This is a genomic window from Sporosarcina sp. SAFN-010, assembly GCF_059415065.1.
In genome coordinates this window covers 44045-56937 of the sequence record NZ_JBPFDS010000004.1, presented here as the reverse complement: position 1 = coordinate 56937, position 12893 = coordinate 44045, and the positions used below count along the sequence as shown (strand labels likewise).

General features: G+C 43.3%; 14 protein-coding genes. 7 read left to right on the top strand and 7 right to left on the bottom strand.

Features of this window, described 5'->3' with window-relative positions; genetic code table 11:
- Window positions 1–212: 212 nt before the first annotated feature.
- A complete protein-coding gene (locus ACR65F_RS06645) occupies window positions 213–707 on the bottom strand; it encodes an LURP-one-related/scramblase family protein (protein WP_440503735.1) in 495 nt (164 codons plus the stop codon).
- A 326-nt stretch (window positions 708–1033) separates the two neighbouring features.
- On the opposite strand from ACR65F_RS06645, the gene ACR65F_RS06640 reads away from it, so the two are divergent.
- The gene (locus ACR65F_RS06640) at window positions 1034–1942 is read left to right on the top strand and encodes a D-alanyl-D-alanine carboxypeptidase family protein (protein ID WP_440503733.1); all 909 of its coding nucleotides are present in this window, start codon (window positions 1034–1036) and stop codon (window positions 1940–1942) included.
- Between the two features lie 87 nt (window positions 1943–2029).
- On the opposite strand, the gene ACR65F_RS06635 is transcribed toward ACR65F_RS06640, so the two are convergent.
- The gene (locus tag ACR65F_RS06635; RefSeq protein WP_440503732.1) at window positions 2030–3223 is read right to left on the bottom strand and encodes a chromate transporter; all 1194 of its coding nucleotides are present in this window, start codon (window positions 3221–3223) and stop codon (window positions 2030–2032) included.
- Window positions 3224–3598: 375 nt separating this feature from the next.
- Between ACR65F_RS06635 and ACR65F_RS06630 the strand changes: the two genes are divergently transcribed.
- The gene (locus ACR65F_RS06630) at window positions 3599–3994 is read left to right on the top strand and encodes a VOC family protein (RefSeq protein ID WP_440503731.1); all 396 of its coding nucleotides are present in this window, start codon (window positions 3599–3601) and stop codon (window positions 3992–3994) included.
- Window positions 3995–4085: 91 nt separating this feature from the next.
- Here ACR65F_RS06630 and ACR65F_RS06625 read toward each other — a convergent pair whose 3' ends face one another.
- Together ACR65F_RS06625 and ACR65F_RS06620 are read right to left on the bottom strand one after the other, a co-directional pair.
- Complete coding sequence (locus ACR65F_RS06625; RefSeq protein ID WP_440503730.1) at window positions 4086–4463, bottom strand: FAS1-like dehydratase domain-containing protein; 378 nt, start codon at window positions 4461–4463, stop codon at window positions 4086–4088.
- A complete protein-coding gene (locus ACR65F_RS06620) occupies window positions 4454–5098 on the bottom strand; it encodes an NUDIX hydrolase (protein ID WP_440503729.1) in 645 nt (214 codons plus the stop codon). The genes ACR65F_RS06625 and ACR65F_RS06620 overlap by 10 nt, the downstream gene beginning before the upstream one ends.
- Before the next feature lie 150 nt (window positions 5099–5248).
- On the opposite strand from ACR65F_RS06620, the gene ACR65F_RS06615 reads away from it, so the two are divergent.
- Window positions 5249–5755, top strand: a complete 507-nt coding sequence (locus ACR65F_RS06615; RefSeq protein WP_440503728.1) for a MepB family protein — start codon at window positions 5249–5251, stop codon at window positions 5753–5755.
- Window positions 5756–5868: 113 nt separating this feature from the next.
- Here ACR65F_RS06615 and ACR65F_RS06610 read toward each other — a convergent pair whose 3' ends face one another.
- Window positions 5869–6450, bottom strand: a complete 582-nt coding sequence (locus ACR65F_RS06610) for a DJ-1/PfpI family protein (RefSeq protein ID WP_440503727.1) — start codon at window positions 6448–6450, stop codon at window positions 5869–5871.
- A gap of 141 nt (window positions 6451–6591) precedes the next feature.
- Here ACR65F_RS06610 and ACR65F_RS06605 point away from each other — a divergent pair, with 141 nt between their 5' ends.
- Entirely contained in the window at window positions 6592–7020 is a 429-nt protein-coding gene (locus ACR65F_RS06605) for an Lrp/AsnC family transcriptional regulator (protein WP_440503726.1), read from the top strand.
- 57 nt (window positions 7021–7077) lie between these two features.
- Here ACR65F_RS06605 and ACR65F_RS06600 read toward each other — a convergent pair whose 3' ends face one another.
- Window positions 7078–7731 carry a M48 family metallopeptidase gene (locus ACR65F_RS06600; protein WP_039043787.1) on the bottom strand — a complete coding sequence of 218 codons (654 nt, stop codon included), beginning with the start codon at window positions 7729–7731 and terminating at the stop codon, window positions 7078–7080.
- Between the two features lie 159 nt (window positions 7732–7890).
- Window positions 7891–8451, bottom strand: coding sequence for a YdhK family protein (locus tag ACR65F_RS06595; RefSeq protein ID WP_039043788.1), 561 nt, complete (start codon window positions 8449–8451; stop codon window positions 7891–7893).
- Between the two features lie 194 nt (window positions 8452–8645).
- Here ACR65F_RS06595 and ACR65F_RS06590 point away from each other — a divergent pair, with 194 nt between their 5' ends.
- The 3 genes from ACR65F_RS06590 (at window position 8646) to ACR65F_RS06580 (ending at window position 12882) form a co-directional block, all read left to right on the top strand.
- Complete coding sequence (locus ACR65F_RS06590; RefSeq protein ID WP_039043789.1) at window positions 8646–10682, top strand: heavy metal translocating P-type ATPase; 2037 nt, start codon at window positions 8646–8648, stop codon at window positions 10680–10682.
- 148 nt (window positions 10683–10830) lie between these two features.
- A complete protein-coding gene (locus ACR65F_RS06585; protein WP_440503724.1) occupies window positions 10831–12189 on the top strand; it encodes a sensor histidine kinase in 1359 nt (452 codons plus the stop codon).
- A gap of 18 nt (window positions 12190–12207) precedes the next feature.
- Window positions 12208–12882, top strand: coding sequence for a response regulator transcription factor (locus ACR65F_RS06580; RefSeq protein WP_039043809.1), 675 nt, complete (start codon window positions 12208–12210; stop codon window positions 12880–12882).
- The last annotated feature ends 11 nt before the right edge of the window (window positions 12883–12893 follow it).

Genomic DNA, 12893 nt, shown 5'->3' with positions numbered 1-12893 from the left:
AATTTATATAGCCTAAGCACTTAACCGTGCAAATGAAGGTTACAAAGTATCTCGCTTCTGTTGGTTGAATGTTGTAAATGGCGGATTAAGACCGCCTGTGTTTCACCTACTTGTTTTTTATTTATAAAAAAGAAGCAGCTATCCTGCAGGATAGCTGCTTCTTTGTGATGGATTTGGTTGCAAACAGTTGGCGGTCTCTTTTTTGATACGCCTTAGAAGGCAGCTGAAGATGAGGCAGCCTGGTCAGCTTTGACACAATCTATCGCGATGACCAGTGCTATGATAAGTGTCTCCATTTCCTCGTTGTAGATTTGCACTTGGTAGCTGTCTCCCCACTGGAACCATTTCTTATCGACCGTGCCCGCCACTTCCCCATTCTTCAGCACGTCAAAACTCATTTCCCACCAAGTTCCGAGCACTTCGATGCCTGCTGCATCAATTGTATACTTAGGTTTCAGGAAAGAGAATTCCTTCTGTATTGTCACGGTTTCCTGTCCCTGTACCTCCACATAGAACGTCGGCAAGAAGCTGAATGACTTTTTGATGATTTGTGCGACTTCGTTCGCCTCGAGGTCCTGGATGGTGTACGTTTTCGGGATTTTCAGGAAGCTGCCCTCCACTTCGTAGACATCGTTCCCCTCCGCATCTTTCACTTTGAACTGTCCGCTCATGCTCAACATTTTTTGCTTGATGATGAATTCTTTCATCTCCGTTCCCCCCTCGTTTTTCTCGTCCTGGCAATGCGTTACTATGTTTACGGCTTGAGTGTGAAGAAAGTTTCGTGCACAATTTTGCGGAATCCTTTGTATCGATTTCCTTCAGTTTCATCCAGAGCAATTGTCCGCCTGGATCGTAATCCTATGAGGGAACCTTGCTCAGAACATCAGCAGATTCGTGCTTGAATGGCATACTCGAATGGTCTTAAGAAAAACTTCATAATTTGACTGTGCTTTCCTTCATGGTTCTCCCTTATACTTAACATCATAGAGAAAGAAATGTGCGGGATCACCGCGGGATGAAAGGTAGATGCAAGATGAGGAAGTTGTGGACAGTTTTAAAAGGTCTGGTTCTTTTCATTGTCGTTCTAGTTATCGCTATAAATGTTACAGGTTGGAACGGACTGGTTAATAAAAAGTTACCGGGCAGTTATCAAACCGATGACTATGTGAGTCCGTATATCTATATGTTGGATCGGGTTACAGGGAAAGCGGTTTATGAGAAAAATGCGAATGAGAAAGCGTATCCAGCATCACTCACAAAAATGATGACGACAATCGTCGCGCTTGAGCATATTGATGATCTCTCTGCAAGTGCTCCGGTCGATACTGATACGTATCAGGAAATGGTAGCGCAAAATGCTTCAATGGCGGGATTCTATGGCAGAGAGAAGGTCACTTACCGCGATTTGCTGTATGGCACAATTTTACCTTCCGGAGGAGAGGCCTCTAACTCTTTGGCGATCCATGTGGCAGGGAGTACGAAGCAGTTTGTGAAGCTTATGAACGATAAGGCGGCCGAACTCGGAATGAGCCGAACCCGCTTTATGAATCCGGAGGGGCTACATGATACAAAGCAATATACAACTGCTTCTGATATGGCCAAGCTGCTAGATTACGCTCTTGATAACCAAAATTTCAGAGCGATTTTCACAAAAGGGACGTTTCAAACAACATCGACTGCAGATCATCCCCAAGGCATTACTTTATCATCGACTGTCCTTTCTTCCTTAAGTGCAGAAGTACAGGACGGATTTGAGATTCTTGGTGGGAAATCCGGGACTACGTATGAAGCTGGACAATGCTGGGCTACGCTCGGCTCTGCTGGAAATGGGGAGTACATTAGTATCGTCATGGGAGCCCCACTAGAAGATATCAGCCATCCCGACCATGCACAGAAAACGGATACGTTGGAGCTGTTTGCAAAAATCGGCGCGGGCGAGTAACAGTCACTTCTGCACCTATGTATTACACAATTAAATTGGAACTAAAAAACCGTCCCAAATGCAATGATTGGGACGGTTTTTATGGATTCACACAAATGACAATATCGCACCGCCAAGAGCTCCCGTGACTACAACCATCCAAGGGGGCAGTTTCCAATACGCAAGCATGCTGAACAATATAGCTACTAAGGCAAAGTCAGTAGCTTGTAAGACGGAGCTGGACCAAATCGGAAAATAGAATGCAGAGATTAGAATTCCTATCACAGCTGCATTGACGCCCATGATTGCCCCCTTAACTTTCGGGTTGTTTCGTAACTGATCCCAAAAAGGGAGTGCTCCTAGAATGAGCAGGAATGCGGGCAAAAACACAGCGAACGTTGCGACGAACCCGCCTACCCACCCTTTCATGACAGTGCCTAAGTAGGCAGCAAATGTAAAGAGCGGTCCTGGGACGGCTTGGGTCGCTCCGTATCCTGCTAAAAATGATTCTTCGCTGATCCAGCCAGTTGGAACAAATTCCTGTTCAAGTAAAGGCAGTACGACATGTCCACCGCCAAAAACGAGTGATCCCGATCGATAGAAACTATCTATCATGGCAATCCAGACAGACCCTGTCAATTCTCGAAGGATAGGTAACAAAACTAACAGTCCACCAAATATGAGTAGACAAATTGCAGAAACGCGTTTCGTGATGGGGAAACTCGATTTTGCTGATTCCGATTCTTTGTGCTTCTTGAACACCAAGAATCCCACGAGTGCAGCGATAAGAATAACCCCGACTTGAGTCCACGCGGATTGCCACAGCAGTGTACCGATGAGTGCAAAAAGTGCGATGGTCTTCCTTGTAACGTCAGGCGTCAGGTTTTTAGCCATTCCGATGATCGCATGGGCAACGACCGCCACTGCGACCAGTTTCAGCCCGTGGATCCACCCTGTATTTCCAATATCTGTAGTCGCAAGTAATCCTGCAAACAGGATGAGCGCAATTACAGAAGGAAGTGTGAATCCAAGAAACGAGACGATACCGCCAATGACACCTGCTCGCATCACACCGATTCCAATTCCGACTTGGCTGCTCGCTGGCCCTGGAAGGAATTGCGATAATGCTACGAGATCTGCATAACTTTTTTCGTCCATCCACTTTCTTCTTCGGACGTATTCTTCATGGAAATAACCCAAGTGCGCAGTGGGTCCGCCAAATGATGTCAACCCAAGCCGTGTTGACACTACTAAGATTTCCAATAATGTTTTAATACTTCGATTCGAGTTCGCTGGCTTCATAGGAGCCTCCTTTTATTGATTGTTCGTTTCATTAATTCCAATTCCCCGATTTTAGAAGATAGTCTTCTCTATCCTGAAGGTATCATGACTTTTGCTAGTTAGATAGCATTCCTACGAAGATTTACAAAGTCTTAATAATGCCAGTTCGCTTATCCAACTCAAAAACGGCAACGCGTAACTTGGGTAGGATGATTTGATGACTAGCGAATGACTTCACTGATAAATCGCTGCGCTTCTAGTATGAAATTTATTCAAATGTATTGTTTCCTTCAAATGCAATGTACCATCAAGATATGTTATATTATTTGAACAAATAGACTTTTGTAGTCTGGTACTGAATTTGTTTTGCAAATCACAACTTATGAGGAGGCAATTATGGGTAGAGTAATTCATTTTGAAATTCATGTGGATGATATGGATCGTGCCAAGAAGTTTTACGGGGATGTATTTGAATGGAAGTTTGAAGACTGGAGTGACTACGCCGGTTCCCCTTACTTCGGTGTTGTGACTGGAGATGAGGAATGGCCGGGCATCAATGGTGCTCTCATGAAACGTAAAAGTTTACCTCCCGAGCTCAACCAAGCACTAAACGGATATGCGTGTACGATTGGTGTTGGTGATTACGATGCGAGCGAGGAAAAGATACTTCAGAACGGTGGTATGGTAGCTTTACCCAAGTATGCATTACCAGGTATGGCGTGGCAGGGATATTATTTGGATACGGAAGGGAATATCTTTGGAATTCACCAACCTGATGAAAACGCAAAGTAACGTATGAGTCATGAGGGCTATGGGTTTCTGTGTGGAGGACATGAATTTTGACTTGTATGACACACGGGCTTGGTAGAAACATATCCAGGGGTTACAGGATAACCCCTGAAAAAAGCCCTTGCAAAACTTCTTTTCCATTCTGATTTTTACATGTAAAGGATGCCGTGATAGCTGTTCTATCACTCTCTTGTCTTTCGTATTTTTCAATTTTCACTTCACAGCTTATCGTGTCTCCTGTAAATACAGGTCTAAAAAACTCAAAATTCATCGTACGCGCCAATACGTTATGATCTCCCCCTACTTTTGTTGGTAACGTTGCGGTTAATAATCCTTGTATTACACGTCTTCCCTGTTCGTCCGGGCTCACATGATGAATTCCTTCGTCACCTGAAATCTCTATGAATAATTCTACGTCTCTCACTGTAAAAGTCCGAGTGAATTTAATGATGTCTCCTACTTTTAATGACATATCCCTCTTCCTTTCAAAAGTTCCTCATTAATCCCATGAATTACAGCCTCGTAATACGAATCGGGATGTGGCACTAAATCAGATTTGCTTATCATTTTCTCGTGGATGAGCTTCTCGCCATATTCAGTAAGCGTAAACCCTAGGCACGGGATATCTTCGATTTCACTATTCAATAACTTCGCAAAATCTTGAAACGCTATCTTGTAAATTCCCGCCACTTCTTCCGGTTGCACGTGGAAATCATTTAACTTGTGTTCCGTGTGATAAACAAACACATGAGCCAGCTCATTATCAATCATGTCAGGCTTCTTCATGCTGTATGGGATAATACCGAGTGAATGCAAGTCTTCAAACGCGACCACGATTCCAGTTTCTTCTTGAATCTCTCTCACGCCGTCTTCTACACTTTCAGTTGAGAGCAAATGTCCCGCTGCGGTAATGTCTAGTAAGTTGGAATAGTCTTTCTTAATTGGACTACGTAGTTGCAAGTAGAGCATGTCTTGTCCATTTTCTTTCGCAACAAACCAACAATGAAACGTTTCATGCCAGTGGCCAAGACGATGAACCTCTTCGCGCGTTGCTGTGCCTATCGGAGTTTGCTGCTCGTTAAAGATGGTAAGGATTTCGGTTTCCATGGGTTCGCTCCTTTACCTGTAAAGTCGTTTGTGGCTTATACCTAGAATGGCGATAACCTCTTTTCATTCCATTGCTAATTTCTTTGACTTATTATACAATAGAACAAACGTTCTTATCCGATAAATATTGGTACTAATGGGGGGATTGTAATGAATGACTTTCAAACGGCTTTTACATACGTTAATAATCTCGTGTACCGGCCAAATCACTTCACTATAAGAGAAGTTCAAGAAGAATGTCAAAACTCGGAGTACGGAGCTGGAGTCTTTCAGTTAGGCGCTAAGTCCGTTCGTTTTAGAGTTGCCAAAATCACTCCTACGAAGAAAGGTCAATTTGTGGCACTCTGGGAGAAAGATGAAAACAATAAAAATCAGCCTTTTTCATACGATTCTTCTCCTGATTTAGTAGTCATCAATGTCTTTACTGAACATCATTTTGGACAGTTCATCTTACCGAAAACAATCCTCGCAAGCAAAAACATTCTTAAAACAACTAGGACAAACGGAAAAATGGCATTTAGAGTTTATCCTAGTTGGGATACGCCCACTAGTCAGCAAGCTGTCGCAACACAAAAATGGCAATCGGACTTTTTTATAGACCTGAGCGACTCAAGTGTTGCAACCTCGCAAGAAGTCTTAACCTTGTATTCTAACTAAATCCTTGAATTGTAGTAATTGCTTGCGCATCATTAGTTTAAGTACATTTAGCTTACAGTCTTCAAGTATCTTCCCAAGCATTCCTCTAAACCGTTGACTGAGTGAAGACCAATCTAAAATCCCATAAGATCCTTTACATGGTCTGCGTTCTCTTTAGACGTTAGGTTTTCGAGTAATAAAAACGCAACATCAAAAGCTGTACCTGGATTTGAAGAGGTAATAATATGACCATCTTGAACTACTAAATCATTTTGTACAACTGCACCGAAATTCTTCAACTGCTCTTTTCGGATACTCGTTGAATGATTGTAAGTCGTGGCTTTTTTACCTTTAAGAATTCCACTTTTGCCTAGAGCTAATGATGCAACACAGATAGTAGCAATTGGCTTCTTTTTGGCATGAAAATGTTGAATTACATTTAAAAATGGCGTACTGAAAGCATCCTCATAAAAGCCAGCTTCTTCAAATCCACCAGGGATAGCAAGTGCATCAAACTCATCTAGTTCAATATCCTCCAACGTTTTTTCTGGGATGACAGTAAAATTCCATGTACACGTTAATTTATTCTTAAGACCGACTGTTACCACTTCAGTGGTTCCGTCCCCCTCCCATCTATTCCAACCTAGTACATCCGTAAATACACTAGCTTCTACCGCTTCAAATCCATCAGCCAATAATAATAGAATCTTCTTCATATCTCATATCGCCTCCTGATACCTTATTTTATATAAAGATTGAAGAATCATGAATAAGGTATCAAAGGATATTTCATTGTTTATCTTTAATTAACTTGGAATTTAAGCTATTCTATTTTAAAAAAGAAGGTTGGCTATTTCATGGACCAAATTGATAAAAACATCGTGAGTATCTTACAATCGAACGCAAAAATTTCAATGAAGGATTTAGCAGAAGCCGTTCACTTATCTTCCCCATCCGTCACTGAGCGAGTACGAAAATTGGAGGAGCAACAAATTATTGAAGGTTACCATGCCCATGTTTCTCTAAAAAAAATGAACCGTCCCATTTCTGCACTGATCTTGTTTGTATCAAGGGATTGCAAAGCATTGGCTGAATTTTGCCATAGCCATCCGGATGTACTTGAGTGCTATCGAGTAGCAGGCGAAATTAGCTATATTTTCAAACTAGCAACGTCTTCTGTAGAAAGTTTAGAACAATTCATTGACGACTCCATGCAATATGGTACCCCCTCAACGAATATCGTGTTGTCTTCTTATGAAAAAAAAGTAATTGAACCGTTTTCTTAAATTGGGGATTCCACAGGTGAACTCAATTATCTCTTTTTTGATTTCCTACGACTTTCTTCAAAGGGTCATCATGTGCTGATTCTTAGCGAGGTAGTCTTCTTTCTCTTTATAATCTGGCATGATGCTTCCGACTCGTCGCCAGAAGGAACGGTCGTGGTTCATATGTGTGATGTGGCACAGTTCGTGAACAATGACATAGTCGATGACATCTACGGGAGCCATGGCGAGACGGTAATTGAATGCGAGTTTTTTGTTCGAATTGCAGCTGCCCCATTTGCCGAACGACTCGATGATTGAAATCTCTTTTGCAGAGACTTTCAGTTCCTTCTGATAGCTTTTGATGCGCGATTCTATCAATGTTTTGCATTGGGTGAAATAGAACTTTTTCAGATTGTGTTTCAGTTGGTCTTCACTGAGTCCTTGCGTTTCAATGAGTTCTTGAAGTTGGCGTTCTTCTCCTAAATAACGAAACGTCCCCTCGGACTCGTACTGTCTGGCGAGTGGATCTACCTTTTTAGACTCCCTCTCCTTCATCCTTTCTATAATCCAGCTTCCCCAATTGTGCAGTTCTTGCTGGATGACCGGTTCGCTCGTGCCATTCGGAGCTTTCACGGTAATGAACCCGAATGAGTCGATGTGTAAGGAAAGCTTCTTCCCTTTCCCATATTGCACGTTGTAATGGAAGACTTCGTTTTCGATTGTAATTTTCATGGAGTCCCTCTTCTACTAGCTGTAGTTGTGTTATTGATCATGTATCATTGCCTAGTAATTTTCTTATCATTTTACCATATGGGGACGATGTTATGAGCAACCTTCCTTCTTCACTCCTACAAAAAAAGAGCTGCACTAGGCAGCTCTTTCATTTGATGCTTATTTTTCCGATAATTCATCTTCCACGACCCATTTGTGGTTCTTCACTTCATCTCCACCCGTTGTCGGCACGTAGTCGATCATGTAAACGGTTGTTTGCTTAGCAGATTCAATTTCAGCTTTTGCTCCTTCCATTCCTTTCATATGATCAGCAAGAACTGTCACTTCAGTTCCTTTTGCAAGTGGAGCCGGTGCTGGATCTTCGATTTCTTCATGAATGACCCATTTGTGATCCGTTACTTTCTCTCCGCCATCCGTTGGTGTGTAGGTAATGGAGTACACCGTCGTGTCATAGGCTCCGCTAATTGTTGCAGTCGCCCCCTTCATGCCTTCCATGTGATCCGTTTCAATGATTGCTTCAGATCCGACAGGGAATGTTGGATTTTCCGCTTCTTTTAAGCCTTCAGGTATGCTGCCGTCACTTGAATGATCCATACCTTCCATATCATCGTGGGAAACTTCTTCACTTGTAGCTGGTTTGTCTTCCTTTGTTGTTGTCGCTCCACAGCCTGCCAGAACGACAGCGAATGCAGCACTCACTGCGAGTAGTTGTTTCTTCATAAATAAATCGCTCCTTTTTTTCATTTCTGTAAAGGTGTTCCCGATAATCATCACGAGATAACAAAAATGAAGAAACTCCTTAGAATCTCCTTATTCCGCGTACGATTCAATTGTTTGTGAGAACTGCACACATTTTGCACAATTGGCGGGTATAGCTACCGTATAGTAACAAAATTTGCGAGAGGAGTTTTACAATGAATACTCATGACAATCATATAAATCAGCATGCGAACCACTCGGACGCGCAGCATACCGAAGGAGGTCATTCAGGACAAGGTCATGACAACCACCATGCCCACATGGTACAAGACTTCAAGAAAAGGTTTTATGTGTCGCTTATTTTTACAATTCCTATTCTGATACTATCCCCTATGATTCAACAGTTTCTGAACGTCGACTGGAGATTTACAGGAGATTTGTATATCCTGTTCGCGCTTTCTACTTTTGTCTTCTTTTACGGAGGACTTCCGTTTCTGAAAGGTGCTAAAGACGAACTTAAAGACCGTACACCGGCGATGATGACGCTCATTTCTCTCGCAATTACCGTTGCGTATGTGTACAGTACGGCTTCTGTCTTTGGATTGGCAGAAGATAATTTCTTTTGGGAATTGGCTACGCTCGTCGATATCATGTTGCTTGGCCATTGGATTGAAATGCGATCCATCATGGGAGCATCGAAGGCACTTGAAGAACTTGCTAAACTAATGCCATCTGAAGCTCACCTACTGAACGAGGATGGTTCGACAACGGAAGTAGAAGTATCGGATTTGCAGCATGGTCAACGCGTACTCGTCAAACCTGGCGAGAAAGTTCCAGTAGATGGACGTATTGTGGAAGGTAAATCTTCTGTGGATGAATCTATGTTAACAGGTGAATCGCTACCAGTTGACAAATCAGTGGATGAAGAAGCCATTGGCGGATCCATCAATGGAGAGGGCTCCCTTGTGCTATCCGTTACAAAAACAGGTGAAGATACATATCTTTCACAAGTGATTACACTCGTAAAAGAAGCACAAGAATCAAAATCTCGTGCACAAGACCTTGCGAATCGTGCGGCTAAATGGTTATTCTATGGTGCACTTGCTGCCGGACTTATCACTTTCGTCGTTTGGCTGATGCTTGGTTATCCTGTATCGTTTGCAATGGAGCGCATGGTAACGGTTCTCATTATTGCTTGTCCACACGCTCTAGGACTAGCGGCACCATTAGTCGTCGCCGTTTCCACTTCCATCGCAGCAAAAAATGGGTTGCTCATTCGTAATCGTCCTGCGTTTGAAGAAGCACGGAAAATCGAAGCGGTAGTTTTCGACAAAACAGGTACCCTTACAAAAGGTGAGTTTGGAGTGACGGATATCCTTCCTTCGGATGGCTACAAGGAAGAAGACGTGATTTCATACGCAGCGGCAGTCGAGTCCCAATCACAACACCCTCTAGCTAAAGGAATCGCAAGAAAAGCAGAGCAATCTGACATCAAAGTACCGAAAGTCCACGATTTCCAATCACTTACAGGAAAAGGATTGCAAGGAATGGTCAATGACAAGCATGTGCTAGTCGTCAGTCCCGGGTATATGAAAGAAGCAAATCTCTCTTATAGTGAAAACTCCTTCAGCAAATGGTCAGCAGAAGGGAAAACTGTTGTCTTCCTACTCGTTAACGATCAGCTCGCTGGAATGATCGCCCTTGCAGATATTGTTCGTGAAACGGCTGTTGAAGCGGTAAGCGAGCTAAAAAAATTGAACGTGAAATCGATTATGTTGACGGGCGATCAGACACAAGTCGCTGAATACGTGGGCAAACAGCTTGGACTTGAAGAAATTTTTGCTGAAGTACTCCCTCATGAGAAATCAGAAAAAATTGTCCACATTCAAGAAAAAGAAGGACTTCGAACCGCGATGACGGGAGATGGTGTTAACGATGCCCCTGCACTTGCAAAAGCAGACCTTGGTATTGCGGTTGGTGCCGGAACTGATGTCGCGATAGAAACTGCAGATGTCGTACTTGTAAAAAGCAATCCACAAGACGTCGTCACCATCATTAAGCTTTCTTCTGCTACGTACCGTAAGATGAAGCAAAACTTATGGTGGGCTGCTGGATACAATATTGCAGCGATACCGCTTGCAGCAGGTATCCTCTATCCAATTGGGATTGTGATGAGTCCTGCAGTCGGTGCGATATTGATGTCTCTCAGTACTGTAATCGTGGCAATCAATGCCCGCTTACTAAAAATTTAATGTGAATTACATTAAAGACTATCCAGAAATTCAGTACATACTGATTTCTGGATAGTCTTTTTAATAGCGTACATAATCCGTGCTTTCTGCATAAATTTTCGATACGTTTAACTTATACTGCTCATTAGAGTGAAAAGGAGCGCGTTCTGTGAACAAAATTTCAACGAAGTTAGCGGCTTCATTTATCATTTCATTTCTTATCATGGATACGTTGCTCATGGTGTATTTGCATCAGACCATCACGCATGCACGGGTGGACGAAGAACTCGATCGTCTTTGGAAAACCGGTAGCAATCACCGCAATGTATTAGAAGATAATTACACCGAAACGACGTTACAGCATATCATCCTCATGGAAAGGGATGGTGAACGGGACGTCGCGATCCTCGATGCTGCGGGAAATGTATTACAGCATTCATTGGAAAACGAGGAGATTCTTGTCCCTTATTTGACGAAAATCAAAGAAGAACGACCGACGGAAGATATGATTATGCCCGTCGATTGGGAAAAGTCCCCTTATCTCGTTAGCGTCCATCCATATGAGGTTCAAGGCAATTCAGGTTCACTCGTTATGCTGCAGAGCACAGCGCCCATTCATCAGCTCGTGAGTCAGCTCAATGTCCACTTCATCCTTGCAGGTGGCGGAAGTATCATCATCTTGTTTGTAGTTTATATGTTGTTATCCAAATGGTTGACACGTCCGCTTATTCGGATGAAAGAAGCGACAGAACAGATTAGCGAAGGATTCTTCGATGTAGACTTGCCTAACCTTTCGAATGATGAGCTAGGTGAACTGGCAACTTCAATCCGCAAATTATCGAACGACTTAAGTCGCGTTAAACGCGAGCGCAACGAATTCTTAGCATCGGTTTCTCACGAAATGGGGACACCTCTCACGTACTTAATCGGTTATGCGAAAGTTGCTCAACGGACAGAACTGGATGATTTAGAGCGCTTCAAGTACTTATCCATTATCGAAGAAGAGGCCGAGCGTTTGAAAACACTCGTAAAAAACTTGATGGATCTCGCTCAGATGGATGAAATGACGTTCTCTGTAATGAAAACCGAGTTTTCTTCCGCTCGGTTCATCCATGATATTGTACAGCTCGTACAACCAGCGTTCGATATGAAAGGAATTGTGCTCCTACATGAAGCTGGCGATAATTTCCCTTTAGTGGCAGATCGAATGCGTCTGGAGCAAATTATCCTTAACCTACTGGACAACGCCCTTCACTATTCAGATAGTGGTACGTCTGTAACCGTTCGTGCCTTTCAAGATAAGAAGCAAGCCGTTTTGCAAGTCGAAGACAATGGGTGTGGGATTCCTGTTGAAAATCAGCAACACATCTTCGAAAAACTGTATCGTGTCGAAAAATCCCGTTCGCGTTCGTTTGGCGGTGCCGGCCTAGGTCTTGCGATTGTGAAGGAATTGACAGAAGCACACGGTGGCACGATTGAGGTTCAAAGTGAATTAGGTAAAGGTAGCACATTCACGATACGACTATGACAGGAAGTGACGATGGATATGAAAACGATCTTACTGATTGATGACGAACAGCGCATGCTCGATTTGCTCGAACTGTTCCTCGCTCCGCACGGGTATCGCTGTTTGCAAGCGACAAACGGTCAAGCAGCTCTCGATCTGTTCGAAGAGGAGAATGTACATCTCGTATTGCTAGATGTCATGATGCCGGGGATGGACGGCTGGGAAGTTTGTCGACGCATTCGTGAAACATCGGACGTACCTGTTATTTTATTGACCGCCCGTTCCGACAAGTCCGATGTTGTCAAAGGACTCGAGCAAGGTGCGGATGATTATATTACAAAACCGTTTGATGAGCGTGAACTCATGGCGAGGGTAAGGGTCGCACTACGCCGTGCTCCTGAAAAAGACCAGGTTAAGCAGCTCCGCGAAGGTCTCTTTACACTGGACTTGGAGTCGTATTCAATTTCGTATGACACCTATGAAGTCCGCCTTACCTTAAAAGAATTTTATATCATCGAAGCGATGATGGCTCGACCGAACCGGACATTCACACGAGAAGACTTGCTTCAAGTGGCATGGGAATACGACACGTATACCGAAGTTCGGACAGTCGATTCCCATATCCGAAACCTGCGGGATAAGTTACGAAAATCGAATTTCCCGATTGACGACATCCTCCAAACGGTTTGGGGAATCGGCTACAAATGGAAGTGAGGAGATTTTAA